This window comes from Paraburkholderia bengalensis (genome assembly GCF_037126505.1).
GTDB lineage: Bacteria > Pseudomonadota > Gammaproteobacteria > Burkholderiales > Burkholderiaceae > Paraburkholderia > Paraburkholderia bengalensis.
In genome coordinates, this window is sequence record NZ_JACFYJ010000062.1 from 1 (window position 1) to 26,309 (window position 26,309).

The window sequence follows — 26,309 nt, forward strand, 5'->3', positions numbered from 1 at the left end:
CCAGCGTCAAGCCAGCTTGTCACTGGGCCTCACGCATGGCCAGATGATGCGTTATGTGGTGATTCCGCAGGCATTCCGGCGCATGCTGCCGCCATTGGGGCCGTGAGCACGGCGACGAAGATCGACGGCAACTGGCCGAAATGAAGGCGCCGCAGCAGGCCGACGAGCGGCGCGAGCAGAAAGCTCAGCAGCACGGCGAGCGTGATGGGAATCAGCACTTCCCGTGCGAAGTACAGCCCGCAGACGACCACGACGAACGTGATCACCGACGTGAGACCGTGCAGACCGGGCGTTCCGGGAGGATAAACGCGGTTGGCGGCGTGCCGTTGCGGAGGGAGCGGAAGTTTCATGAGTTCGTCGAAAGGATGCGCTGGCGCAGCGCATGGCAAGTTTGTCCGCAAGAGCACGACGGCTTTGCAGGCCGCATGCTCAGGCGCTCGGTGCAGGCCGGCAACGGTGTCAAGCAAGCTCAGTCAGGCAAGCTCAAGCAAAACCCAGGCCCGGACCAAAAAGTGCCCCGACGCGCGCCGCGCGTTCGTGCCAGTGTAGCAAGCGACGGGCGTCACCCCTTCGGGCCGCATGACAGAGCAGAGCCGGCATAATGCGGAAATTGGCCTGGTCGAATGAAGCAATGGTCGGTCAGTCGATAAGCCATTTAGGAGAAAACCGACATGCGCCGCGCCACTGAAATCGACCTCGCGCTCAACGCGCGGCCCGAGGGCATGCCTTTGCAGCGCTGGCTCTATGGCGAACTGCGCGCGGCGATTCTCGCTGGGCGGCTCGGGCCGGGTGCCCGGTTGCCGGCAACGCGCGATCTGGCCGCGCGCCACGGCGTGTCGCGTGGGACCGTGCTCGGCGTGTTCGCGCAACTCGCGGCGGAAGGCTATCTGACGGGAGCAGTCGGGCGAGGCAGCTTCGTTGCGAGCGAATTGCCGGACGGGCGCTTCGAATCGCCTGCCGCACCCGACGCGGCGCGCCTGGCGCGCAAGCGTGCGCGGTCGCGCATCGACTCGGGCGACGCACACGGGGCGGGCATCGGCCTGTCCGAGCGCGGCCGGCTGCTCGCCCGCAGCGCGTTCGCGCTCGAAGGCCGCTCGTTTCCGGCGCGCGCGTTTCGTCCGAGCCACCCTGACCTGGCCGCGTTTCCGTTCGCGCTGTGGGCGCGCGTCGCCGCGCGCCGCTCGCGCCTGTCCAATCGCTCGATCCTCACGGACGGCGAGGCGCAGGGCTACCGTCCGTTGCGTGAGGCGATCGCGGAGCATGTGCGCGTGACGCGTGGCATTGCGTGCACGGCAGATCATGTCGCCGTCGTCGGCAGCGTGCAGCAGGTGCTCGATCTGTCCGCACGCTTGTGGCTCGATCCCGGCGACGCCGCCTGGATGGAAGATCCCGGCTACCAGGGCGCGCAGCGCGTGCTGGCGGCGGCGGGCGCGCGCATCGCCGCCGTCCCCGTCGACACGAATGGGATCGACGTGGCGGCTGGCCGGCGGCTCGCGCCGCATGCGCGTCTCGCGTACGTGACAGCGGGGCGGCAGGCGCCCCTCGGTCCCGCGCTGTCGCTGGAACGGCGGCTCGCATTGCTCGACTGGGCGCACGCAAGCGGCGCGCTCGTCATCGAGGACGATTACGACAGCGAGTACCGCTTCGAGGGGCGTCCCCTCGCCGCGCTCAAGAGTCTCGACGAAGCGGGCCATGTGATCTACTGCGGCACGTTCAGCAAGCTGCTGTTTCCGGCGTTGCGCATTGCGTATGCCGTGCTGCCGGAGCGGCTCGTCGAGCCGTTCGTCGCGGCCCTTTCGTTGACGAGCCGGCACGCGCCGCTCGATCAGCAGGCGACGTTGCACGCGTTCATCGCGGAAGGGCATGCGGGCCGTCACGTGCGGCGCATGCGGGAGTTGTACGGCGAGCGCGCGCAAGCGCTCGCTGAAGCGGCGCGGCGGCACTGGACGGGGTTGCTCGCGTTGCCGCCCATCGTCGCCGGACTGGATGCGCCCGCATTTCTGCCCGCCGGCACCGACGATGCGCTCGCCGCGCGGCTCGCGGCCGAAGCGGGCGTCGAGACGCGGCCGCTATCGGCGTATGCCGTCGGGCGCGCGGCGCCTGCGGGTCTGGTGCTGGGCTTTGCGTGCGTCGGCGTCGACGAGATCGACGCGGGCGCACGTGCGCTCGCCCGCGTGCTGCAGAAGATGCTGTACAGGACGTGACCGCGCGCGTCGTTCAGGGCGGCAGCACGAGCGGCCCGCAATTCGCATCCGTGACGAAGACGGCGAGCAGCTTCGCGGGCTGCGTGGCGTCGGTATTTTCGACGAAGTCGTGCAGCGTGCCGGGCGGCTCGAACCACGTCTTCCCGCTGCGGTAGTCGACAACGGGGCCGCTGTCGAGTTGCGAACGCAGCGCGCCCGAGATGACGAAGGCCGTCACCGAGCCCGGATGCCGATGCGCGCCTGTGAAGGCATGTGGCGGAAAGTCGACCAGCACCGTCGTCACGGACTTGCCGGGCACGTTGGGCAGCGGCTCGCACGATAGCGTGCGCGAGGTCGATGTCGGGCGTGCGGCGGCATCGCTAGACGATGGCGCGCTGCTGAAGAGCGGCGTGCTGCATAGGGCATCGAGCCACGGGATCGCGGTGCGCGTCGGTAGCGCAGCAAGCGGCGCAAGCGCGACGAGCGCGAGCGTCGCGAAGGTACGCGCGCGCCGGGCGAGTTGCGCGTATTGCGCGTGCGGTACGTGCGGTACGTGCTGCGCATGCATGATGTTCGCGCCCACCATCGTTCGAGCGGCGTTCATCGCGTGACTCCCACGGATGAACTTGCTGCATGCCGCCAGTGCGGCGACCAGCCGAGCTCGCGCTTCGCTTTGGCAGTCGACACGACGGCGTTGTCTTCGGCGATGTTGAACGCCCCGCCTTGCGAACGATGCAACGCGAGCAGCGCGGCGTGCGCAGCCGCCGCGACATGTAACGGACTCGCGCCGCCGGGCGCATCCGTGCCCGTGCCCGGACCATACAGTTGCCCATAGCGCAGCACCGTGCCGATCAGCGGTGCGTTCAACACCTGCGTTTCGAGCGACGCGACGCCGCGTACCGTGACGAGGCGATTGCCCTCGGCGTCCGTGTCGAGCGGATCGGTTTCGTCGTAAGGCTGCCGCCCTTCGCGGTACGCCCACGCGATGCTTTGCGCGATGAAGCGCGTGCTGCCCGCCGCCAACGCCGCTGCGAGCAGATTGCGCGTGCCTTCGTCGCGGATTCGCGCGTTGCCGATAATCGCTTGCGGCATCCTGGCGGGATCGAGCGCGGGCGGCAGGTCGGTCAGCTGATGGATCACGCTTGCGGGGGCGATCCGTTGCAGTGTGTCGTTGAGTGCGCGCGCGTCGAAAACGTCGACGATCACGGGCGTCGCACCCGCGCGCTCGATTGACGCCGCGCGCTCCGGACGGCGCGTGCTGCCATGGACGGTATAGCCCGCTTCGACCAGCAGCGGCACGAGCGCGCTGCCGACTGCACCCGCCGCGCCCGCCAGAAAGACTGTCGTATTCACCCGTCGATCTCCGTATGTGCCGGGCCATACGGCCCGCATTCACGGAGACTACGGCCGATAATGGCTCGAAGTAAGAGCCATTATCGACAGATTGACCGAGCCATTATCGGTTGTCGATCGTTGCAGAAAACGGCGCTTCGCGCCGCTCGCCGCCGCTTCGTGTCAGAACTTGTGACGGATGCCCAGATTGACCATTTCCTGATGGCTCGTGCCCGCGTAGCCATACGAACCGATGGAAGCCTGCGCGTCGGTGATCGTGTTCGTGGTCGCATCACGGGTCTGGCCGCTTGCGTGCTGCCATGCGGCCGTCATGTACAGGTCGGTGCGCTTGGACAGCGAGTAGTCTGCGCCGAGCGAGACCTGATGATAGGTCGCCGACGTGTCGCCGTTCGAGTGCGTATAGCTATAGCCGACGCCGAGCAGCACGGCCGTCGTCGCCTGAAAGTTCAGGAAGCCCTGGCCCGTGTTATAGCGTTCGTTCGAGCCGAACACGGAGCTGTCGTCGCGGCGATACTGCGCGTTGCTGTAACCGAGGCCGAACGTGAACGGGCCCGCCGTGTATTGGCCCGCGACGCGCGCGATGCCGATCGAGTGTGCCGTCTGATAGCCGAGATTGACAGGGCCGTCGAACGTGCCGTCCGACGTGCTGTTCCACGTCGTGCGAAGGCCATCCGATGCGGGGCTGTTCGTCGCGTAGTAGTAGCCCGCCGCGAGACCGATGGGACCGTTGTTATACGCAACGGCAGCCGAATACGACTGCTCGGCGCCTGTGCTGCCCGCCACGCCGCCGAGCGAGTACATTGCTTCGAACTGCAGGCCCGAGAACACAGGCGATGTGTACTTGACCGCATTGTTCACGCGGAAGCTGTTGTCGTAGTTGTCGACGTCGCCTGCCGTCGCGAATGCGCTGCCGAAGTAGTTGTCGGCGGTGATGCCTTGCACGAGATCGACGAGGGGATCGTACTGACGCCCAAGCGTGATGGAGCCGTATTGGTCCTGCGCGAGGCCGACGAATGCCTGACGGCCGAACAGCCGGCTGCCTTGGCCCAACTTGCCGTTGCTCGGATCGAAGCCGCTTTCGAGCTGAAAGATCGCTTTCAATCCGCCGCCAAGATCTTCGCTTCCTTTGAGGCCCCAACGCGTGCCTGACAGATTGCCTGCGCTGGTATTGCCGAGCGACCACAGATGATTATCGCCGGCAGCCTTGTTGACGTACGTGATGCTCGTGTCGATCGTGCCGTACAGCGTGACACTGGATTGAGCGTGTGCGGCACTCGCGGCCGTGCCCAGCGCGGCCAGTGAAATCATTGAAAGGGCAGTGCGCTTCATGCTTCTATTCTCCTGCTTGTGTGGTAATTCTCGATTGAACGAGAGCCTAAGGGCGCAAGCAGGAAATGTAAAAACGCCAATAAGCGGCGTGAGTGAAATTCACAACACGTCACATTGTGATTATTCCGACCTCGTACAAACTGTTTTGCGAAGCATCGTTTGTATTCAGCCACGCCGCGGTTTATTGTTTTTTTGCGAACGAAAAATGCGCGCAATGAGCGCAATTATTTCTTTCGATCATCCTCGCTAAAGGAATATTGCGAGAACGACGATAGTGAATTTCGGCTTGCGGGGTTTTTCGTTTCGCGCAATGTTCTACACTTGATTTGTTTCATCCTGTCTGCACGCAGCGGACAACACGCTTGAACGCGGCCTTGGCCGCGTTTTTTTTTTGAGCGCTCGCTTTAGCTTCCGGTTGAATGAAGAAGCGCATATGGAGTATTTTGCCGCCCCACGCCGAAGGAACGTGAATGTCGTTTCGTCTGCAACGCTGGCGGTCTTCTACCCGCAGCCCGCCAGCATCGCAACGGCTGACAAACCTCACGCGGCCGTCAATTGCGCCGCGGCATTGCGCAACGCCGTCCGCAACCCTTCTTCCACTACGGGATGATAGAAGGGCATCGCGAGCATCGCGTCGACGGTGAGGTTCATCTGCAACGCCCACGAGAGCAGATGCGCAATATGCTCGGCATCCGGCCCGATCCACTCAGCCCCGACGAAACGGCGCGACGCGGCGTCGACGTACACGTGCATCAGCCCGCGATTGCGCAGCATCACGCGGCTGCGGCCCTGATCCTCGAAGCTCACTTCGCCCGTCACGAACGAGCCGGCTGCGAGATCCGCGTGACGCGCGCCCACCATCGCGATGCCCGGCTCCGAGAACACCAGCGAGATCGGCGCGCGGCGCACGAGCGGCGCCAACGCGGGGCTCGCATTGCGATACTGCGCGGCGTTGTGGCCCGCCATGCGGCCTTCGTCGGCGGCTTCGTGCAGCAGCGGCAGCACGTTGTTCGCATCGCCCGCGATGAACACGGCGTGATTGCCCGCTTGCAACGTCACGGGATCGAACACGGGCACGCCACGCGCGTCGAGCTCGAGCGTCGTGTTGTGCAGCGCGAGCTTGTCCATGTTCGGCCGGCGGCCCGCCGTCACAACGACGTAGTCGAACGTGTCGTCGCGCAGATTGCCCGCGCTGTCGCGATAGCGCAGATGCACGCTGTCGCCTTCACGCGTCGCCGCTTCCACTTGCGCGTTCGCTTCGAAACGGAACGAGTCGCTGAACACCCGGCGTGCGTAATCCTTGATCGCGGGGTCGCTCAACGGGCCGACGCGGCCGCGCGCGCCGAGCATCGTCACGTCGACGCCCAGCCACGCCAGCGCCTGGCCGAGTTCCAGCCCGATCACGCCCGCGCCGACCACGGCGACCTTGCGCGGCAGGTCGTCCCATGCAAAGACGTCGTCGTTGACGACGGCGCGCTCGCCGAGCGCCTGGTACATCGCGGGGACATACGGCGACGAGCCCGTCGCGATGACAATGCTCTTCGCGTGCACGCGCGTGTGGTCACCGACTTCCAGTACGTTGTCGTCGATGAACTTCGCGTAGCCGATCAGACGCTCTTCGGCGGGAATGCTCTCCGTCGACTCGACGACGAAGCCGACGAAGCGGTCGCGTTCGCGCTTGACTCGCGCCATCACTTCGCGTCCATCGATCCGCACGCCGCCGTCGACATGCACGCCGAACGGCGCGGTGTTGCGCGCGGCATGCGCGGCCTCGGCGGCGGCGATCAGCAGCTTCGACGGCATACAGCCGACGCGCGCACAGGTGGTTCCGTATGCGCCGCCTTCGATCAGCACGACACTCGCGCCCGCCGCCTTCGCCGCGCGAAATGCCGGCAGGCCGGCGCTGCCTGAGCCAATCACGGCGACATCGATATTAAGCGTCTTCATGATTTTTCCTTTCGGACGAAGGGGGGCGGAGTCAGACACCTGCACCGCGCGCGCCGCTGCCGTCCAGTAGAATCGGTTTGCATTGCACGGTGTCACTGTACGGTCGGCCGCGCGCCGTGCTAATCCTCGAACGATTCAAAAACATGCTCTTTCGGCTCAAATGGACCTGCTAAGCCGTTTCCTGTCGCTGATGCCCGTGAGCGGGCGCGTCGATGTCCGCTGTCATTTCGGCGCGCCGTGGGCCATCGAAGAAGGCCCGGCGGGCGTGCGCGAAGTGCCGTATCACGTGCTGCTGTCGGGCCGCGCGGTGCTCGAAGACAGCAACGGGCCGCCGCAGCGCTTGCAGGCGGGCGACATCATCGTGTTTCCGACGGGCAGCCCGCATCGCATTCACGACGGCAGCGGCGAGAAGCCGGTTCCCGCCACGCAGCGCCGCAACATTACGCTGACGGTGTCGGAAAACGGCGGCACGGGCGAGTCCGCCGATATCCTGTGCGGCCGCTTTCTGCTGGGCGCCGTGCCGGACCGGCTGCTGCGCGATCATTTGCCCGCGCGGCTGGTGGTGCGCAGCGGCGCGCATGCAAGGCCCGACGGGCAGCCGGCAGGCAACGTCGACGAGCCGGACTCGCCCGACAGCGTCGCGGGCTCGCGGCTCGCGCGCCTGATCGAGCTGATGCGCGAGGAAGCCGTCGACGAATCGCCTGGCAGCGAAACGCTCGTGAACCATCTGTCGGCGGCGCTCTTCGCATTGACGCTGCGCTTTGCGAGCGAGTCGGCCCAGCCGCCGCACGGCCTGCTGGCGCTGGCGGGCCGTCCGCGCCTGCAGGCGGCCGTGTCGGCGATGTTCGAGTCGCCCGGCAAGCCGTGGACGCTGGACCAGTTCGCGGCGCTGTGCAACATGTCGCGCGCGACCTTTGTGCGGCAGTTCCAGGAAGCGATCGGCCGCTCGGCCACCGATGTCCTCACCGAAGTCCGCATGACGATCGCGGGGCGCATGCTGCTCGAATCGTCGACGCCTGTCGGCGATATCGGCGAGACGGTCGGCTACCAGTCCGAAGCGGCGTTTCAGCGTGTGTTCAAGAAGCAGATCGGCATCACGCCGGCCCGCTGGCGCGCATCGGGCGGACATCTGCAGACCGCGCAGGATGCAGTGGCCGAAGAGGCCGTCGACGACGAAGCGGCAGGCGCCGCCGCGAAATAGAGAATTCCAGAAAACGTGCAGTGCGCCACGCGCGCGCTGACGCGCATCCGCGCTTCGCCTCTCCACCCTTGTCGCATAAGGCTCGCGGCGATTGCCCGCGCGCTGCGACCGAGCTCGCGCAGCGAGCCGGTGAGCCGATCGAGCATCTGCATGAGACGCGCCGGTATTCACGCCGGCGTGATGCGCATTTACAGTTGAGCTAACCCGTCGCCGACGGCAACTTTGTCAGAGGTGCTCAACATGAAACGTGTGTATCAGGTTGTCGTCGTCGCGGTGGCATGGGGGCTGCCGCTCGCGAGCCACGCTCAAATGTCGGGCAAGCTCTAACGCCACCCTAAGCCACCCATCTCATCCACACGGAGACACCCATGTCCGCTATTACGATCTACACGACGCCGACCTGCCCGTACTGTCTCGCCGCGAAGGCGCTGCTCGCGAACAAAGGTCTGTCGTACAAGGAAATCAACGTACAGAACGATCGGCCGACGGCGCTCGCGCTAATGGAACGCACGGGTCGCCGCACGGTGCCGCAGATCTTTGTCGGTGAAACGCATGTGGGCGGATTCGACGATCTGAACGCACTGGAGACAGCGGGGCGCCTCGATCCGCTGCTGGAAGCGAACGCGCTGCGCTAACACGCGCTGCAACGAAGAAGCCGCAAACGGCAGCGCGCCGTTTGCGGCTTTTTGATGCGCGCGCGAGCGTCACGAACCGACGCGCGGCAGGTAGGGCGCGGGGTCGACGGGCCTGCCGTTCTTGCGCACTTCGAACTGCAATGAGCCTTCGCCGTGAGCGGTTTCCGCCATTTCAGCGACCGTTTCGCCGCGCGTAACGGTCGCGCCTTCCTTCGCCAGCAGTTTGCCGTTGTGCCCGTAGGCCGTCACCAACGTGTCGTCGTGCTTGATCACGATCAGCTTTCCGTACGGCTTGCCGGCGTCGCCCGCGAACACGATGCGTCCGGCAGCGGCCGCTTTGACGGGCGCGCCCGCCTTGGCCGCGATCACTATGCCTTTCGATTTGCCTTGGCCATACACGGCGCTCAGCGTGCCGTTCGCGGGCCAGCCGAAGCGGGATGAGTCGGCTTGGACGGCCTTTGCCTTGACGTTCTTGTCGTTCTTGTCGCTTTTGCTGCTTCTGGCGTTGACGTCGTCGCGTGTGACGGGCGCGGGCGGGGCGCTCTTGTTAGCCGCCGGTGCATCGGCGGGCGGCGTCACCCGCAACACGCCACCCGTTTCGATGTGATTGGCGTCGGGCAAATTGTTCCATTTGACGATGTCCTCGCTGCGCTGCCCGTGATCGGTGGCGATGCGATAGAGCGTGTCGCCGGGCTTCACGCGGTAGTAGCTGTCCTTGACGGCAGCGGGCGACTTGTCGGCGCTGGCCGTCGCGCGCGGCGCGGCGTGAGGCGGCGCGGCCGTCGCCTGCGGCGCATGCGCGAGCGAACGGTCTTCGGGCGTCATCTGCCAGGGCACCGACGTGCAGCCGCCGATCGCCAGCAGCATGGCAAGGCTCGCGCGCGGCAGCCTGAGTGCGCGGCGCTTCGGTCGCGTGTGTGTCATGTCGTCATTCCTCGTGTGGTTGGGGGAGCCGCGGGCGGGGAGATGACCCGCGCGGCCGCCGTCCGGAACCGTAGAACGCGCTGACCCGCGCGGCCGCCGTCCGGAACCGTAGAACGCGCATTCGACAACAAACGCTGACTTTTATTTACGGAATCCTGAATGTTTTACAGGGATTCGAGTTTGTGCATTATCCGGGCACGATTGTGTTGCAAGTTGTCCGTGAAAGCGGGCGCAGGAGCGCCGCCCGCGCGGGCGATAGTCAGGGGCGGCGCTTTTTCCAGGCGTAATCAGCGGGTGCGTCCGACACGCCCGCCTTGCCGACGGAGCGCGGGTTCTCGCTGCAGAGCGTGACGAAGCTGACGTCGTCGCCGGCCGCCTGCTGCTTGCGCAGCGTCTCGGTGAACGCGAGCGCCTGTGTCATCTCGCTGTCGGCGAACCGTGCGAAGCGCGCGGTTGCCGTCGGCGAGCCTTGTTGTTCGAGCCAGTAGACGACGAACATGGGCGTGTCCTTTTGTGGATGCCCCTTACAGGCGTCCCTTCAGTTCGTCGAGCGACACGCCAAGTTCTCCCGCCAGGTGCGCCACGAGCGCCTCGAGCCGCTCGACGCGTCCGGCAAGCTCGCGCTGCTGCGCGCGCAGCGCTTCCAGTTCGCCCGGCGGCAGCGACTCGTCGGCCAGCGCCGTGCCGTCGCCGCGCAGCTGATCGGCGGCGGGCTCGCCGCACAGCAGATGCATCCAGCGGCTTTCGCGCTCGCCCGGCGTGCGCGCAAGCTTGACGACACGCGGCGGTTCGTTGCCCGCGAGTTCTTCGAGGAACGCTTCGACCGACGACGTGTCGGCGAAACTGTGCAGCCGCGAGGTCGCGAGACGCAGTTCGGCCGCTGTCTGTGCGCCGCGCAGCAGCAGCGCGGTCAGCAGCGCCGCGGACTGCCGCGGCAGGCCCAGTACGCGCTCCATGTTGTGCTCGTAGCGCGGCACGCGGCTGCTGCTGCCTTCGAGCACCAGCGACAGGCGCTTGAGACTGTTGATCGCGTCGAGAATCTCGGTTTCGCTGACGTTCATCACGGGCGAGCGTGAAGTCTTCTGGTTGCAGCCCGCAGCGAGCGAGTTGAGCGAGAGCGGATACGTGTCGGGAACCGTGTGCTGCTTCTCGAACAGCACACCCAGCACACGGGCTTCGAGCGGCGTGAGCGCGCGCATGGCAGGGCGCGGGGAATCGTCGGTAGCGGAATTCATGGGCAATAGGCTTGGGTTGACGGCCGCGGACGCGGCGGCGCGAGCGCATCGGCTTGCGCGATAGCATAGTCTATTGCCCCGGCCATCGGGCAGGAAGGCGCGGGTAAAGCGCGGGTAGGGCGCGGACGTGCCCGCCGTCAGAGGGTCTCGTACGGCTCGTCGGGCACGTCGAACAGCGCATCGTCCGCTTCCAGCTCGACGGAACAGCTGTCCTGCGCACCGGGCTGCGCCCGCATCACATCGACGTGCTGGCGCACGAGATCCTTCAGCCGGCTCTGCACGATGCGCCGTTTGTTGGTATCGAGCGCGGCATAGCGATCGATCTGCGCGTCCGGGAGCTTGAGCGACGCAACGCAGCGCGCGTCCAGCGTCGTATCGCGCCCCGTGCCGACGACCCACGAAACCGTCAGGTACGTCGTCGCGCCTTCCTGCCAGGCGCTAACGGCGGGCGCTTTCGGCGATGGGAACGTGCCTGCAAGGGCCAGTTCGATTTCCTCGATGCGTTGCGACAATCCGATGGTGTCCATGGCGGCTCCTTGTGACGGTTCGCTCGTCCTTCCGTCAGAAGCATCCGGGATGCCAACGCATAGCGCAGCGCAGCAAACAAGGCGTGGTGCCTCTGCCGATGAAATCGCTGCAGGTGGCATCGTCTATGCCCGTGCGCAGGCGTCAACCCGCGTGCTGCATGAAGATCTGGGCAAACGCCAGGCTTGAAGTGCGCTTCACAACGGGTATCCAGCAGGCGGCCACGATCGCGCCCCGAGCGGGAAAGTCGCGCTGCGCGAAGATCGACGCGACGAGCGGATTTACGTTGAGGTGCGCCTGTTCAGCGGCGCGCAATGACGAGCGCGATTCCGCCGAGTATCGCGACTGCGCTCAACGCGAGGCGCGCGGTCAGTGCTTCGCCGAGCAAGACGATGCCGCCCGTGGCGGCGATCAGCGGCACGCTCAGTTGCACAGTGGCCGCCGTGGACGCCTTGAGATCTTTCAACGCGGCGTACCAGATCGCATAGCCGACGCCCGACGTGAGCGCACCGGAAATCGCGGCGAACAGCAGGCCGGTTTTATCGATGGACACGCGCATGAACATCGCCATGCTGACGAGCGCCGCGAACGGCATCGCGCGAATAAAGTTGCCTGCCGTGGTGGCCGTCGGATCGGCGGCGCGTTTGCCGCGCAGCGAATAGACTCCCCACGCAACGCCCGCACACAGCATCAGTATCGACGCGAACAGTGGCGGCGCGCTCAGGCCCGGCAGCACGAGTGCGACGAGGCCAGCAAGCGCGCATCCAAGACCAAGCCATTGAAGTATGCGCAGACGCTCGCCGCGCAACAATGCATAGCCGATCATCGTCGCCTGCACCGCGCCGAACAGCAACAGCGCGCCCGTGCCCGCGGCCAGCGACACATACGCGAACGAAAAGGCGGCCGCGTAGGTGAACAGGGCAAGCGCCGAGATCCAGTTGCCGGCAACGGGCTGCGCGGCACGGCGCCACTGCAGGATGAGCCACAACACGATCGCTGCCGACGCGATGCGTACCGTGGTGAACGTAGCGGGATCGATCGACGTGCCTTTCAGCGCGACGCGGCACAGCAGCGAGTTGCCGGCGAAGGCGAACATCGCGATGACGGTCAGCAACGCGACGCGCATGCGGGGCATGGACCGTTGCGCGGAAAGACGGGCGTCTGAAGTGGGCACGATGTTGTGACGTGGGATGCCGCATGCGCGCACGGCGCGACACAGCGGCGACCTATAGAAGGCGGCGGCGAGACGACAAGGCCGAATAGCGTGAGAAGCGCGATTGCTATCCGGCCTTGCCCTGGGGCTGCATGCAACGCATTGTCGTCATGCGGGCGTGCAGACACGTTGTTCAAGCCATCGCCGACGGCTTGATGTTCTGGTTATGACGGAACAGATTGTGCGGATCGTACCGGTCCTTGACGGCCACGAGCCGCGCATAGTTCGGACCGTATGCCGCGTCCACGCGCGCGGCTTCGTCTTCCGTCATGAAGTTCACATAGACGCTGCCGAGCGCGAACGGCGCCGATGCATTGAAGAACGCACGTGCCCACGCAATGCAGCGCTCGTCGTCGGCGGCTTCCGTCCAGCGGCCATGCACGTTCATCACGTACTTCGCGTCGCGATTCGAATAGGCCATCGCGTCGGGCCCGACGCGAGCCGTCTGCCCGCCAATCGCGCCGAAGAAGATCTCGCATTGAGGCGACGGCAGATTGCCGATTGCGTCGACGAAGGCATCGATCAGACCGTCGTCTATCGTGGCCAGATTGTGCGACTTCCAGTAATTGCGCGCGCCGGGCGTGAGCAGGGGATCGAAGGCCTGTTGCCATGCGGTGTACGGCATCGGTCCCAGGTGCTCGCCATAGGGCGTGCCGAACTTGCGCACTTCGTCGGCGATGCTCTCCCGGTTCGCCGCCGGGCCCGTGTAGCAGACGGCAAATGCGAGGATCGGCTTGCCGTGGACGTCGGCGGGCAGAAACGGCAGCGGCGGTGCAAAGCGCGCTACCGCCCACACGGCCAGTTCGTCGGGCCAGGCATCGACGGCGGCGCGGTATTTGACGAGCGCGTCCCGCGCCTGATCCATCGGCAACACGACGAGCCCGCCGAACACTTCAGGGCCGACTTCGTGCAACTGGAATTCGAACATCGTGACGACGCCAAAGTTGCCGCCGCCGCCGCGAATCGCCCAGAACAGATCTTCGTGAGCGTCCGCGCTGCAACGGAGCAGTTGGCCGTCGGCCGTGACGATGTCGGCGGAAATCAGATTGTCCACCGTCAACCCGAAGCGCCGGCTGATCCAGCCGAAGCCCCCGCCAAGCGTGAGACCGGCGACACCCGTGGTGGAGTTGATGCCGAGCGGCGTGGCAAGGCCAAAAGCTTGCGCTTCGTGATCGAAGTCGCGCAGCAGGCAGCCCGGTTCGACGTACGCACGGCGCGCGATGGGATCGATGCGCGCGGACTTCATCTGCGACAGGTCGATCAGCATGCCGTCTTCGCATACGCCGCTGCCCGCGATGTTGTGGCCGCCGCCGCGCACGGCGAGCAGCAACTGGTTGTCGCGCGCGAAATTGACGGCGCGCCGGACATCGGCCGTGCCTGCGCAGCGAACGATGATCGCGGGACGACGGTCGATCATCGCATTCCAGATACTGCGTGCTTCATCGAACGATGGATCGCCGGGCAATACGACCTGGCCTCGCGTGAGAGCTTTGAGTTCATCGATTGCACTGCTGGACAGCTTCGCCATGCTACACCTCCGGTACGAACGAACAACGTCCGGACCCCTCGATCATGTCTGATCAAAGTAGTTCGGACGACCTGGCTTTCATTCAGTAAACGGGGCTGACCGGCGCGCACAAATTAACGTATACCCGTACGCGTGACTGCGCATCGACATCGCCTTCAAAAAACGGACATCGGCGCGAAACAGGCCCATGAAACAGGGTGTTTTTCGAACGATGCCGGGAATGGAGTACTTCGTGAATTGCGCTCGCGTGCGAAGCGTGAGCGGCGACGCGGATGCATCACTGGTACGCGCCTCGCATGCGCTAGCGCTGCGCGTTGCCAGGTGCCCCGTCACTCGCGGGCGAGCGCGATCGCGCATCGCCTGGAGCGAGTGTCAGAAGACGCGTGCATGCCGCCGCCGATCGATGATTTCGCCGTGACTGCGCGGTGGTTTTCTTCTGTTACGCTGACCGCCTACTTTCTCCATGTAAGCAAATGAGCGCGAATGCGTAATGGATTGTTCTACTGTTCGTAAGTGCCGTAGATGATGAATGTTTATCGTTTGTATGGTTAACCCCGATTTAAACGTAAACGAACAAAAGAGAACATTGTTGCTGTTGTTTTGATTTCATATTTGAACATTGGCCGGTGGGCCCGTTTTTGAAGTACGCGAATAAAAAACAATCGGGACAATGGATCGACGACAGATTCCCGGCGCTCGCGCGGCGCCATCCCTTGCCCTGCCTCTCGTATGCGAACCGGACCGCGCGTTGCGCAGTCCGGCGATTGCGAACGCGTAGTCGAATCACTGCTGTAGCCGTAACCCGGCGTGCGCCTTCGCATCGAAGCCGCGGTCGAACGAACAACAAGCAAAAGAAAGCGGAGCTGCATCAGAAGCATCGAACAAGGAGAGCAATTTGGTCTTGGAACTGGAGCGGGTCACCGTCGTTTCGGGCGGGATGACGCATCTGTACGGCGTCGATCTGCGTCTCGTCCCGGGGGCGATCAATGTGTTGCTGGGTCCGACCCAGGCAGGCAAGACCACGTTGATGCGCGTCATGGCAGGACTCGACAGGCCGACTACCGGCCGCGTGATCGTCGACGGCCAGGATGTGACGGGCGTGAGTGTGCGTCAGCGCAACCTCGCGATGGTTTATCAGCAGTTCATCAACTATCCCGCGATGACGGTGTTCGAGAACATCGCATCGCCGCTCAGGCTGCAAAAGACGGACGCCGGGGAAATCCGCCGCCGCGTGCACGAAGTCGCTGCGAAGCTGCATATCGATCATCTGCTCGAGCGGCGGCCCGGCGAACTGTCGGGCGGCCAGCAGCAGCGCTGCGCGCTGGCGCGGGCGCTCGTCAAACGCACGTCGCTGGTGCTGCTCGACGAGCCGCTCGTGAACCTCGACTACAAGCTGCGCGAAGAACTGCGCGCCGAACTCACGACACTCTTTTCCGACGGCAAGACCACTGTGGTCTACGCGACCACGGAGCCGCTCGAAGCGCTGCTGCTTGGCGGCTACACGGCCGTGGTCGACAAGGGCCGCCTGCTGCAGTTCGGCCCGACGCTCGACGTCTACAACGCGCCCGCCAACGTCGACGTGGCTGCCGTCTTCAATGATCCGCCGATGAACATGCTGACGAGCGAACTGCTTGAAAACGGCGACGCGCGTCTGCCTATCGGTTTCGACGTGCCCGTGCGCCGCGCGGCGGCTGACGCTGTCGGCGCGGGCACTTGCCGCATCGGCATACGGCCCGGCCACTTGCGGCTCGCGCCGCGCAACGCGCATTCGATCGCCGTGCCTTGCCTGCTCGAACTCGCCGAGCTGAGCGGCTCCGAGACCTACCTGCACCTGCACACGCGCCACGGCGGCATCGATCTCGTCGCGCAGTTGCAAGGTGTGCATCAGATCGAGCTTGGCACGCAGCTCGATGTCTATGTCGATCCCGATGAACTGTTCGTGTTCGGCGCGGACTCGAACCTTGTCGCGCGTCCGAAGGTGCAGGAGGTGGCATATGGCGCGCATTGAGTTTCAGAATCTGGGGCATGCGTATGGCCCGAATCCCGCGTCGCTGGACGATTACGCGCTGCAACCGATGAGCATGGTTTGGGAAGACGGCGGCGCGTATGCGCTGCTCGGTCCTTCGGGCTGCGGGAAATCGACGCTGCTGAACATCGTCTCGGGCTTGATCAAACCGTCGGAAGGCAAGGTTCTGTTCAACGGGCACGACGTCACGACGAAAGGCGCGCGCGAACGCAACATTGCCCAGGTGTTTCAGTTCCCCGTGATCTACGACACGATGAGCGTGTTCGACAACCTGGCGTTTCCGCTGCGCAATCGCGGACTCCCCGCAGCGGAAGTGCGCACGCGCGTGCATGAAGTCGCCGACATTCTCGACATGGCGCGCGAATTGCCGCGCAAGGCGAGCAATCTGTCGGCGGATGCGAAGCAGAAGATTTCACTCGGCCGTGGGCTCGTGCGCAAGGACGTCGCGGCGATCCTGTTCGACGAACCCTTGACCGTCATCGATCCGCATATGAAGTGGATGCTGCGGCGTCAGTTGAAGAAGATCCATCAGCAATTGAAACTCACGCTGATCTACGTGACGCACGACCAGGTCGAAGCACTGACTTTCGCCGACGAAGTGGTGGTGATGACGAATGGGCGCGTGGTGCAAAAGGGCGGTCCCGAAGCGCTATTCCTCAGGCCCGATCACGCGTTTGTCGGCTATTTCATCGGCAGTCCCGGCATGAATCTGTGCCCCGTGAGTCTCGACGGCGACGGCATCAAGCTCGGTGCGCAGCGCATTGCCGTCGACTCCGCGACGCTCGCGACGCTCAAGAATACGAACGGCGATCTCACGCTCGGAATCCGGCCCGAGTTCGTGCGGCTTGCCAATGACGGCGAAGCGGGCGCCGTGAGGGCAGAAGTCACGCGCGCGCAGCAACTCGGCAACTACCAGCTCGTCACGGCGAGCTGCGAAGGCCACGTGTTCAACGCGAAGATGGAGACGAACTTGCGCGTCGTGGATGGCCCCGTGTGGTTGCGCGTCGCCGCGCCCGAAACCGTTTATTTCAGCAATGACGAACGCATTGCGGTGCGAGCCGCGGGAGGCGCGCGATGAACAAGCCGCTCAACCAGAAGGCGTGGCTACTCGTCGTGCCTGTATTCATCTGCGTTGCGTTTTCAGCGATTCTGCCGTTGATGACGGTCGTCAACTATTCGGTGCAGGACATCATCAGCCCGACGCAGCATGTGTTCGTCGGCACCGAATGGTTTCGCAACATCATGACCGATCCGGATCTGCGCGGCGCGCTGGGCAGGCAGATCATCTTTTCGGCCTGCGTGCTGCTGTTCGAAATCCCGCTCGGCGTCGGACTCGCACTCGCGATGCCCGCATCGGGATGGCGCGCATCGGCTGCCCTCGTCGTGCTTGCGATGCCGCTGCTGATTCCATGGAACGTGGTCGGCACGATCTGGCAGATCTTCGGCCGGCCCGACATCGGTCTGCTCGGTTATGCGCTCAATCGGATCGGCGTGGAATACAACTACACGGCGAGCCCCACCGATGCGTGGGTGACCGTGCTCGTGATGGACATCTGGCACTGGACGCCACTCGTCGCATTGCTCTGCTACGCAGGCTTGCGCGCGATTCCCGATGCGTTCTACCAGGCTGCGGAAATCGATGGCGCGAGCCGCTTTGCCGTATTTCGCCATATCGAGCTGCCCAAGATGCGCGGCGTACTGATGATCGCCGTGCTGTTGCGCTTCATGGACAGCTTCATGATCTATACGGAACCGTTCGTGCTCACCGGCGGCGGTCCCGGCGACTCCACGACATTCCTTAGCCAGTACCTGACGCAAAAGGCCGTGGGTCAATTCGATCTCGGACCTGCGGCCGCTTTCTCGTTGATCTACTTCCTGATCATCCTGCTGCTCTGCTTCATTCTCTACAACTGGATGGAGCGAGTCGGCAAGGGCGGTCCTGCCACGACGGGAGAAGACAATGCGTGATAACCGCCGCTGGACGCGCGCGCTCGTATTGATCGTCTATATCGCGTTTGCGCTGCTCCCGCTGTACTGGATGCTGTCGATCTCGCTGCGTACGAATGAGGAAACCATGTCGGCATTCGCCACATGGCCGCAGCACGTCACGTTCGACAACTACAAAGTCATCTTCACCGATCCGTCGTGGTACTGGGGCTACATTAATTCGATCGTCTACGTGCTGATGAATACGGTGATGTCGGTGCTGGTCGCATTGCCGGCTGCGTATGCGTTTTCCCGCTATCGCTTTCTCGGTGACAAGCATATGTTCTTCTGGCTGCTCACCAATCGAATGACGCCGCCCGCCGTGTTCCTGTTGCCGTTCTTCCAGCTCTATTCGAGTGTCGGGCTGATGGACACCTACGTTGCCGTGGCACTCGCGCACATGCTGTTCAACGTGCCGCTCGCCGTGTGGATTCTCGAAGGCTTCATGTCGGGCGTATCGCGTGAAATCGACGAGACCGCCTATATCGACGGTTATTCGTTTCCGACCTTCTTCATCAAGATTTTTCTTCCATTGATCAAGTCGGGCGTCGGCGTGACGGCGTTCTTTTGCTTCATGTTCAGCTGGGTCGAACTGCTGCTCGCGCGCACGCTCACCACCGTCAATGCCAAGCCGATCGCGGCTGTGATGACGCGCACCGTGTCGGCGGCGGGCATGGATTGGGGCGTGCTGTCCGCAGCGGGCGTCCTGACGATCATTCCGGGCGCACTCGTGATCTATTTCGTGCGCAACTACATCGCCAAAGGCTTTGCGATGGGGAGAGTGTGATGTTCACGTGGATGTACTGGACACCCGAAGTAGCCATCTTCTTTGGCTGTGTAGCCGTCATGCTGGCGGGCATGACCGTATGGGAAATGCGCATGCCGACCATCGAGCGCAAAGGATTTCTGCCCATTGCAACGACGCGCGGCGACCGGCTCTTTATCGGCCTGTTGACGGCTGCCTACGTAAATCTGGCGTGGATCGCCGTCAGCGGCGAAGGCGCGAGCGCATGGCCCGGCTTTGCGGCATCGGTCGTGGTGCTGCTCGCGATCATGTGGAAAGGCTAACGCTTAAGAACAAACCGGTTCCGTTGATGCCCCGGGCGGCAATCGGCAGATGATCCAAAAGGGGTGTGGAGACACAGGAGAAGACCATGCAACAGAGGAGACGGATCGTCGCGCTCGCCGTAGCAGGAGTGGTCGCGGGGGCTTTTGCGAGTCACGCCGCGCTTGCGGGCGTGCCCGAAGCGCAGAAATGGGTCGATAGCGAATTTCAGCCGAGCACGCTGACCAAACAGCAGCAGATGGATGAAATGAAATGGTTCATCGATACTTCTGCGAAGCTCAAATCGCAAGGCGTCAAGGAAATTCATGTGGTGTCGGAAACGATCGACACACACATGTATGAATCGAAGACGCTTGCCAAAGCATTCACTGAAATTACGGGCATTCAGGTCAAGCACGACATCATTCAGGAAGGCGACGTCGTCGAAAAACTGCAAACGTCGATGCAGTCGGGACAAAGCATTTACGACGGCTGGATTTCCGATTCCGACCTTATCGGCACGCACTATCGCTACGGCGTGATCATGCCGCTCTCGGATTACATGGCGGGCGAAGGCAAGGAATACACGAATCCGGGCCTCGACATCAAAGACTTTATCGGCACGAGCTTTACGACTGCGCCGGATAAAAAGCTCTATCAGCTGCCCGACCAGCAATTCGCGAACCTCTACTGGTTCCGTGCCGACTGGTTCGCGCGCAAGGATCTGCAGGACAAGTTCAAGGCCAAGTACGGCTACGATCTCGGCGTGCCGGTGAACTGGTCCGCGTATGAAGATATCGCCGACTTCTTCACGAACGAGGTCAAGACGATCGATGGTGAAAAAGTCTTCGGCCATATGGACTACGGCAAGAAAGACCCGTCGCTGGGATGGCGCTTCACCGACGCGTGGCTCTCGATGGCGGGCGAAGCAGACAAAGGCATTCCAAACGGCATGCCCGTCGACGAGTGGGGCATTCGCGTGACGCCGGACGGTTGTCATCCCGTGGGCGCTTCCGTGTCGCGCGGCGGCGGCACCAACAGCCCGGCCGCGGTTTACGCGACGACCAAATACGTCGACTGGCTGAAGAAATATGCACCGCCTGAAGCGTCCGGCATGACGTTCAGCGAGGCGGGCCCGGTTCCCGCGCAAGGCAAGATCGCGCAGCAGATCTTCTGGTACACCGCGTTCACGGCGTCGATGCTCAAACCTGGTAGCGTCACGAACCCGGACGGCACACCGAAGTGGCGCATGGCGCCGTCACCGCATGGCCCATACTGGAAGGACGGCATGCAAAACGGCTATCAGGACGTCGGCTCATGGACTTTCTTCAAGTCGACGCCCGCGAATCAGCGCGCAGCCGCATGGCTTTACGCGCAATTCGTGACGTCGAAGTCGGTGTCGTTGAAGAAGTCGATCGTGGGTCTCACGTTTATTCGCGATTCCGACATTCATAGCGATTACTTCACGAAGAACGCAGACAAGTACGGCGGCTTGATCGAGTTCTATCGCAGCCCGGCGCGTGTCGCGTGGACGCCGACGGGCAACAACGTGCCCGACTATCCGAAGATGGCGCAGCTGTGGTGGAAGAACGTCGCGACGGCGGCTGCAGGTGAGAAGACGCCGCAAGCCGCGATGGACAACCTGGCCAAAGAGATGGACCAGGTGCTGGGCCGCCTGCAACGCGCCGGCATGAAAGTGTGCGCGCCGGAGCTGAATGCGGAAAGCGATCCGGCCAAGTGGCTGTCCGATCAGCATGCGCCGTGGAAGAAACTCGCCAACGAAAAGCCGAAGGGCGAGACGGTCAAATATGATCAGTTGCTGGCTGCGTGGAAGGCCGGGAAGGTCCGCTAAGGCAAAGAGTGGCGTGAAGGTTCAGACGGGCGGTGTCGAAAGACATCGCCCTTTTTTTGTTGACGGTCCGCTTCGATTCGGCAAAGCGTTGAAGCAGCGCCGTGCGCGCATGATTCCAGTGGCGGCCGGAAAACTCGCGATTCCGACCACGGCTGACGCGGAATGACCACACCGTGCTCCCCACATTATTGCGAACCATTACCGTTCATGTAATGATATCGATTCGCATTTAGATGGGCCGGAAGATGTTTCCGCCCGGCGGGGCGGTTCGCGCACACGCGAACCGGACGGGCGGCACCGCCCGTTGCGCCAAGAAGAAGATCAGTCACAACGACAGGGAATCGCGATGCATCGAACTACGCCACTCGCAGCGGCCGTCATGGCCGTCTTTGCGACGCCGCTCTACGCTCAAACGACGACGGCTGCCGCACCAGCAGCACAGATTGCACAAGCCGCATCGTCCACGCCTCCCGCCAGCCAGCCCGCCGCCAGCCAGCCCACCGAGAATGCCACACTGCCCGCCGTCAAGGTGACGGGCGCCGCTGACAATTCCGCCGACTTCCAGCCGGAAACGTCGACTGTCGGTGCGAAAGTCCCGACCGCGCTGCGCGACATTCCGCAGGCGGTCACCGTCGTGCCGAAGGCCGTGCTGCAATCGCAGGCCGTGAGTTCGTTCACCGACGCGCTGCGCAATGTGCCGGGCATCACGATCGGCGGGGCGGAAGGCGGGCAGATCGGCAATAACATCAACCTGCGCGGCTTCTCGGCGCGCACCGACATCTATCTCGACGGTTTTCGCGATCGCGGCCAGTACTATCGCGACACGTTCAATCTCGAATCGATCGACGTCCTGTACGGTCCTTCGTCGCTGTACTTCGGACGCGGTTCGACGGGCGGCGTGATCAACCAGGTCAGCAAGGAGCCGTCGCTGAAAAAGCGCGCCGATGTTTCCGTGCAGGCGGGCACGCACGACCGTTACCGCACGACGGTCGACCTCGACGCGCCGATCACCGACACCTCCGCGTTTCGCATCAACGCGTTCGGCCAGAGCCTGGGCTCGTCGCGCGACGTGATGAAGAACAAGGACTACGGCGTCGCGCCCGAAGTGAAATTCGGCATCGGCACGCCGACGGAAATCACGCTGTCGGCGCTGATCCAGCACAACCGCGATCAGCCGGACTACGGCATTCCGCCGCTAAACGGCCATCCCGCGCCCGTGAATCGCGGTACCTTCTACGGCTTCACCGACGACCGCACGATTCAGGACGTGCAGACGTTCAGCGCGCGCATCAAGCACCGTTTCAACGACGACGTGACCCTGCGCAACCAGACGCAGTTCAGCCACTACAGCACGCAAGCGCGCGCGACGAATGCGGCGTCGGTGCTGACGGGACCGCTCGCGACGTCGCCGGCATTGTCGAACGGCAACTTCACGACAATCGATCCGTCGAAGCTGTTCGTGAAGCTGCAAGGCAAGGACCGCAACATTAACGACCACTCGGTCTATAACACGACCGATGTCGAGTGGAAGTTCAACACGGGGCCCATCAAGCACGACGTGCTCGCGGGCGTCGACCTGAGCCACGAAACCTATAGCAACCAGAGCTTCAGCGCGACAACGCCGGGCTTGCCGTCCAATACGCTCGCAGTGGTGCCGCTGCTCAATCCCGCCTACACGACGCGTCCCGCAAACGTGCGGGAAGTCGCGACCAATCTCGCCGAGTCGAGCGCCAATGGCGTGGGCATCTATGCGAACGATACGGTGTCGATCGGCGAACACTGGAAGGTGGTGGGCGGCGTGCGCTGGGACCGCTACGAAGCGTCGATCCATAACTCGATCAACCAGCCGGGCTATGCGACGCAGACGAATTACTTCACCAGCGTGCGCGGCGGCATCATCTGGCAGCCGTCCGACTGGCAGTCGTACTATGTGTCGTACGGCACGTCGTTCGATCCGTCGCTCGAAGCGCTGACGTTGACGAACGGCCAGCAGAATCTGCCGCCCGAGCACAACAGGTCGTATGAAGTCGGCTCGAAGTGGGATCTGCTCGGTGGCGGTCTGTCCGTCACGCAGTCGCTGTTCAACATCGAGAAGACGAATGCGCGCACGCTGAATGCGGACGGCACCTATACGCTCGACGGCAACGTCCGTGTGCGCGGCTACCAGATGGGTCTTGCCGGTCGTATCACGAACAAGTGGCAGGTGTTCGGCGGCTACACGTATATGGACGGCGAAATCCTGCAGGCATTCGACGGCACGCAAGGCAAGGTGCCCGCGAACACGCCGCGCAACACGCTGACGTTGTGGTCCACGTATGCGTTCACGCCGCATTGGGAAATCGGCGGCGGCCCGAGCTATGTGTCGTCGCGCTATGCGGCGAACAACAACCTCGTGCAGGTCGGCGGCTACACGCGCTGGGATGCCATGGCGGCGTATCACGCAAAGCGCTACGACATCCAGTTCAACGTATGGAACCTGACGGACAAGAACTACTACGACGCGCTGATTCCGTCCGACGGCGGACGCGCGGTGCCGGGTTACGGCCGTACCTTCATTGCGACGTTAAACTATCGCTTCTTCTGATCGCATCAGGCGATAGTCCACGGAACGGCGCGCGCTTTTCGGCATGAAGCCGTTCATGCGAAGCGCGCGGCGTCGCACCGTTATGCAGGAACGTTGAACAATGATTGTCTCGATTCCGGATGTACTGAGTCCCGCCGAAGCCGCCGACATGCGCGCGCAGCTCGAAGCCAGCGACGCATGGGTCGACGGCCGCGCGACGGCGGGCTATCAGGGCGCGCCCGTCAAGCGCAACCAGCAGATCGCGGAGGGCTCGCCCATCGCGCTGGAAATGGGCGACCGGATCATCGCGTCGCTCGAGCGCCATCCGCTGTTCATCAGCGCTGCGCTGCCGAACAAGGTGTATCCGCCGTTGTTCAACCGATACGAAGGCGGGATGCATTTCGGCAGTCACGTCGACGGTGCGATCCGTCTCGTGCCCGTCAGCGGCGTACGCGTGCGAACCGATATTTCGATCACGCTGTTTCTCACGCCGCCCAACGAATACGACGGCGGCGAACTGCTGATCGAAGATACGTTCGGCGTGCAGGAAGTGAAGCTGCCTGCCGGACATGCCATCGTGTATCCGGGCACGAGCCTGCATCAGGTGCGCGCCGTGACGCGCGGCGCGCGCGTGTCGAGCTTCTTCTGGGCGCAGAGCCTCGTGCGCGACGACACGCAGCGCGCGATGCTATTCGATCTCGACGGCGCCATCCAGCGGCTCAATGCATCGAATGCTGACGATGCGGCGCGCCGCACGCTGGTGGGCTGTTACCACAACCTGCTGCGCCTGTGGAGCGATACCTGATCGCTATGCTGTGCGCCGTGCCGCCGGCGCATTGACGGCGGACTCGTGCGGCTTGTGCAGATTGTCTGTTCTGCGCCCGCTTTGCAGCAGGAACACGCCGCCAAGAATGCACACCATCGCGATCATATCGAGGGCACGGACCGGTTCGTGCGCAAACAGCACCCCGATCCCCAGCGCGACCACGGGCGGAATATACGTCACGCTCGACGCCGCCAGCGCGCCGAGCCGCTGCACGATCTGGTAGTACAGGATGTAGGCAACGCCTGTGCCGAGCAGCCCCAGTCCAAGCACGATGCCGATTGCCGCACGCGCGTCGTGCGCGATGTGCGCGATGCCGCCGAACGGCGTCACGCAGCCAATCGTCAATAGCGCGAAGCCGATCTGCCATGTTGAGAGCGCGACAGGCGACATGTCGAGCATCGACAGAAAGCGCCGCGCGTAGACGAATGAACAGCCCACGCTCAGCGAACCCGCTGCCATATACGCGACGCCGCGCAGATCGACGCTCGCGACCGCGCCGCTCCACGGACGCGCAATCAGCAATACGCCGATAAAGCCGCACAGCACACCGCCTGTCATCCGTGCCGTCGGACGTTCGGCGCGCAACAACGCCCACGCGCAGACGAACGAGAACAGCGGTATCGCGCCGCTCAGCATGCCCGCGACGCTCGACAGCAACAGCGACGCGCCTTTGGCGAACGCGTAGTAATAGACACTCGTCGCGAGCAGCGACATCACGATGAAGTGCGGCGCGTGGCGCAACTGTTTCCAGGCGAGCGCCTTCGTCGCGAGCGCATAGACGAGCACGGGCAAAAAGCCGAACAGCACGCGCAGGAACACGATTTGAGCGGGCGAAATCAGCGCGCTGGCCCATTTCATGAAAAGAAAATTGCTGCCCCAGATCAGGCCGAGCAGCGCGAACGCGAGATAAGCGGGGTTCATGACAGGCACCATCGAATGCAGGGACGATGGAGCCGATTGTGCGGGCGCCGCAGATGCGGTACAAACCATTTGTTCTCGTCGATAGCGCAGAAAAACTATCCTATGTCAGGCATGCCACCGTTAAAAGCACTCGTTGCGTTCGAAGCCGCGATGCGTTCGAGTAGTTTTTCTCTAGCTGCCACCGAGTTGAATGTGACGCCGGGCGCGGTCGGTCAGCAGATCCGGAAGCTCGAGGCATGGCTCGGCGTCGTGCTGTTTTCCCGGCTGGTGCGGCAGATCGTGCCGACGGACGATGCGCGCGCCTACTACGCGCAAATCCAGCCCGCGCTCGCGCAGATCGTTCATGCCAGCCGTCGCGTGCGGGAGAATCAGGGCAAAGGCGTACGCGTGTCGATGCCGCCGAGCTTCGCGGCCAAATGGTTTGCGCCGCGCATGACGGACTTCCTGATCGGGCATCCAGACGTCGCATTGGAACTGAACACCACAACGGCGTTGATCGACTTCGAGTTGCAGTCGATCGATCTGGCCGTGCGCTACTTCGACGGCGTCGCGCCGGCACTCGACGTGCAATTGCTGTTTGCCGACGAGGCGCGAGTCTATTGCAGCCCATCGTACGCAAAGCGGCTGAAACTCAAGCTGCCCGAGGATCTGCAGCGCGCCACGTTGCTGCACAACACGCTGCATCCGCACTGGGCGGTGTGGCTGAAAAAGTTCGGCAAGCTGTCCGCGCGTCAGATCGACGGGATCGCGGGAATTTATTTCGATCAGTCGCTGATGGCCATCGAGTCCGCCGTGCGCGGACAAGGCGTCGTGCTGACGAGCGCGGTGCTCACGCAAGCGGAGCGCGCGGCGAACTCGCTGATCGATCCGTTCGATCTGGCGTTGCCGCTGAAAACCGCGTATTACCTCGTGCATCCGAAGTCGGCGGACCTCAAGCCGGGCGCGGCGACGCTGAAGGCGTGGTTCATCGGCGAGCCCTAAGCACAACGCCCGCATGAAAGCGGGCGTTGTCCGACT

The 26,309-nt window shown here is 63.6% G+C and carries 24 protein-coding genes and 2 pseudogenes; 13 read left to right on the forward strand and 13 right to left on the reverse strand.

Translation table 11 applies throughout. From position 1 onward, the window contains the following. Positions 1–100 (forward strand): annotated as a pseudogene (locus H3V53_RS28635) (nickel transporter); the annotation flags it as partial. Here H3V53_RS28635 and H3V53_RS28640 read toward each other — a convergent pair. Continuing rightward, positions 99–350: pseudogene (locus tag H3V53_RS28640) on the reverse strand (AI-2E family transporter); the annotation flags it as partial. The pseudogenes H3V53_RS28635 and H3V53_RS28640 overlap by 2 nt on opposite strands. Positions 351–671: 321 nt before the next feature. On the opposite strand from H3V53_RS28640, the gene pdxR reads away from it, so the two are divergent. Beyond that, a complete protein-coding gene (gene pdxR, locus H3V53_RS28645; RefSeq protein WP_336600787.1) occupies positions 672–2,204 on the forward strand; it encodes a MocR-like pyridoxine biosynthesis transcription factor PdxR in 1,533 nt (510 codons plus the stop codon). Between the two features lie 13 nt (positions 2,205–2,217). Here pdxR and H3V53_RS28650 read toward each other — a convergent pair whose 3' ends face one another. The 4 genes from H3V53_RS28650 to H3V53_RS28665 all read right to left on the reverse strand — a co-directional run bounded on the left by H3V53_RS28650 (position 2,218) and on the right by H3V53_RS28665 (position 6,812). Further along, complete coding sequence (locus H3V53_RS28650; protein WP_336600825.1) at positions 2,218–2,751, reverse strand: cupin domain-containing protein; 534 nt, start codon at positions 2,749–2,751, stop codon at positions 2,218–2,220. Between the two features lie 32 nt (positions 2,752–2,783). Next, the gene (locus H3V53_RS28655) at positions 2,784–3,536 is read right to left on the reverse strand and encodes an NAD-dependent epimerase/dehydratase family protein (protein ID WP_336600788.1); all 753 of its coding nucleotides are present in this window, start codon (positions 3,534–3,536) and stop codon (positions 2,784–2,786) included. 162 nt (positions 3,537–3,698) lie between these two features. Continuing rightward, positions 3,699–4,865, reverse strand: a complete 1,167-nt coding sequence (locus tag H3V53_RS28660; protein ID WP_336600789.1) for a porin — start codon at positions 4,863–4,865, stop codon at positions 3,699–3,701. 540 nt (positions 4,866–5,405) lie between these two features. After that, positions 5,406–6,812 carry a dihydrolipoyl dehydrogenase gene (locus H3V53_RS28665; protein WP_336600790.1) on the reverse strand — a complete coding sequence of 469 codons (1,407 nt, stop codon included), beginning with the start codon at positions 6,810–6,812 and terminating at the stop codon, positions 5,406–5,408. A 160-nt stretch (positions 6,813–6,972) separates the two neighbouring features. Between H3V53_RS28665 and H3V53_RS28670 the strand changes: the two genes are divergently transcribed. Together H3V53_RS28670 and grxC are read left to right on the forward strand one after the other, a co-directional pair. Continuing rightward, positions 6,973–8,013, forward strand: a complete 1,041-nt coding sequence (locus tag H3V53_RS28670; protein WP_336600791.1) for an AraC family transcriptional regulator — start codon at positions 6,973–6,975, stop codon at positions 8,011–8,013. Positions 8,014–8,381: 368 nt separating this feature from the next. Next, positions 8,382–8,648, forward strand: coding sequence for a glutaredoxin 3 (gene grxC, locus H3V53_RS28675; RefSeq protein ID WP_336600792.1), 267 nt, complete (start codon positions 8,382–8,384; stop codon positions 8,646–8,648). Positions 8,649–8,717: 69 nt separating this feature from the next. On the opposite strand, the gene H3V53_RS28680 is transcribed toward grxC, so the two are convergent. The 7 genes from H3V53_RS28680 to H3V53_RS28710 form a co-directional block, all read right to left on the reverse strand. After that, positions 8,718–9,572, reverse strand: coding sequence for a peptidoglycan DD-metalloendopeptidase family protein (locus H3V53_RS28680; RefSeq protein ID WP_336600793.1), 855 nt, complete (start codon positions 9,570–9,572; stop codon positions 8,718–8,720). A 259-nt stretch (positions 9,573–9,831) separates the two neighbouring features. Continuing rightward, complete coding sequence (locus tag H3V53_RS28685) at positions 9,832–10,071, reverse strand: hypothetical protein (protein WP_336600794.1); 240 nt, start codon at positions 10,069–10,071, stop codon at positions 9,832–9,834. A gap of 25 nt (positions 10,072–10,096) precedes the next feature. Further along, positions 10,097–10,807, reverse strand: a complete 711-nt coding sequence (locus tag H3V53_RS28690) for a YceH family protein (RefSeq protein WP_336600795.1) — start codon at positions 10,805–10,807, stop codon at positions 10,097–10,099. Positions 10,808–10,944: 137 nt separating this feature from the next. Then, a complete protein-coding gene (locus tag H3V53_RS28695) occupies positions 10,945–11,334 on the reverse strand; it encodes a DUF3022 domain-containing protein (RefSeq protein ID WP_336600796.1) in 390 nt (129 codons plus the stop codon). Between the two features lie 142 nt (positions 11,335–11,476). Then, on the reverse strand, positions 11,477–11,647 hold the full coding sequence (locus H3V53_RS28700) for a hypothetical protein (protein ID WP_336600797.1): 171 nt from the start codon (positions 11,645–11,647) through the stop codon (positions 11,477–11,479). Continuing rightward, on the reverse strand, positions 11,634–12,467 hold the full coding sequence (locus H3V53_RS28705; RefSeq protein WP_336600798.1) for a DMT family transporter: 834 nt from the start codon (positions 12,465–12,467) through the stop codon (positions 11,634–11,636). The genes H3V53_RS28700 and H3V53_RS28705 overlap by 14 nt, the downstream gene beginning before the upstream one ends. Positions 12,468–12,678: 211 nt before the next feature. After that, complete coding sequence (locus H3V53_RS28710; RefSeq protein WP_336600799.1) at positions 12,679–14,073, reverse strand: FAD-binding oxidoreductase; 1,395 nt, start codon at positions 14,071–14,073, stop codon at positions 12,679–12,681. An 895-nt stretch (positions 14,074–14,968) separates the two neighbouring features. Between H3V53_RS28710 and H3V53_RS28715 the strand changes: the two genes are divergently transcribed. From H3V53_RS28715 to H3V53_RS28750, 8 genes are all read left to right on the forward strand, one after another. Beyond that, on the forward strand, positions 14,969–16,081 hold the full coding sequence (locus H3V53_RS28715) for an ABC transporter ATP-binding protein (protein WP_336600800.1): 1,113 nt from the start codon (positions 14,969–14,971) through the stop codon (positions 16,079–16,081). After that, entirely contained in the window at positions 16,068–17,177 is a 1,110-nt protein-coding gene (locus H3V53_RS28720) for an ABC transporter ATP-binding protein (RefSeq protein ID WP_336600801.1), read from the forward strand. Before H3V53_RS28715 ends, H3V53_RS28720 begins: the two co-directional genes overlap by 14 nt. Next, on the forward strand, positions 17,174–18,067 hold the full coding sequence (locus tag H3V53_RS28725) for a carbohydrate ABC transporter permease (RefSeq protein WP_336600802.1): 894 nt from the start codon (positions 17,174–17,176) through the stop codon (positions 18,065–18,067). The genes H3V53_RS28720 and H3V53_RS28725 overlap by 4 nt, the downstream gene beginning before the upstream one ends. After that, a complete protein-coding gene (locus tag H3V53_RS28730; protein WP_054925631.1) occupies positions 18,060–18,872 on the forward strand; it encodes an ABC transporter permease subunit in 813 nt (270 codons plus the stop codon). Before H3V53_RS28725 ends, H3V53_RS28730 begins: the two co-directional genes overlap by 8 nt. Beyond that, complete coding sequence (locus H3V53_RS28735; RefSeq protein ID WP_054925633.1) at positions 18,872–19,153, forward strand: DUF2160 family membrane protein; 282 nt, start codon at positions 18,872–18,874, stop codon at positions 19,151–19,153. Before H3V53_RS28730 ends, H3V53_RS28735 begins: the two co-directional genes overlap by 1 nt. An 86-nt stretch (positions 19,154–19,239) precedes the next feature. Beyond that, positions 19,240–20,982: an extracellular solute-binding protein gene (locus H3V53_RS28740; protein ID WP_054925635.1), complete on the forward strand. Its 1,743-nt coding sequence runs from the start codon at positions 19,240–19,242 to the stop codon at positions 20,980–20,982. Positions 20,983–21,328: 346 nt separating this feature from the next. Continuing rightward, on the forward strand, positions 21,329–23,566 hold the full coding sequence (locus H3V53_RS28745) for a TonB-dependent receptor (protein ID WP_336600803.1): 2,238 nt from the start codon (positions 21,329–21,331) through the stop codon (positions 23,564–23,566). Between the two features lie 100 nt (positions 23,567–23,666). After that, positions 23,667–24,350 (forward strand): Fe2+-dependent dioxygenase, encoded by a 684-nt coding sequence (locus tag H3V53_RS28750; protein ID WP_336600804.1) that lies wholly within the window; start codon positions 23,667–23,669, stop codon positions 24,348–24,350. A 3-nt stretch (positions 24,351–24,353) separates the two neighbouring features. Here H3V53_RS28750 and H3V53_RS28755 read toward each other — a convergent pair whose 3' ends face one another. Then, positions 24,354–25,292: a DMT family transporter gene (locus H3V53_RS28755; protein WP_336600805.1), complete on the reverse strand. Its 939-nt coding sequence runs from the start codon at positions 25,290–25,292 to the stop codon at positions 24,354–24,356. A gap of 102 nt (positions 25,293–25,394) precedes the next feature. Between H3V53_RS28755 and H3V53_RS28760 the strand changes: the two genes are divergently transcribed. After that, positions 25,395–26,273: a LysR substrate-binding domain-containing protein gene (locus H3V53_RS28760; RefSeq protein ID WP_336600806.1), complete on the forward strand. Its 879-nt coding sequence runs from the start codon at positions 25,395–25,397 to the stop codon at positions 26,271–26,273. The last annotated feature ends 36 nt before the right edge of the window (positions 26,274–26,309 follow it).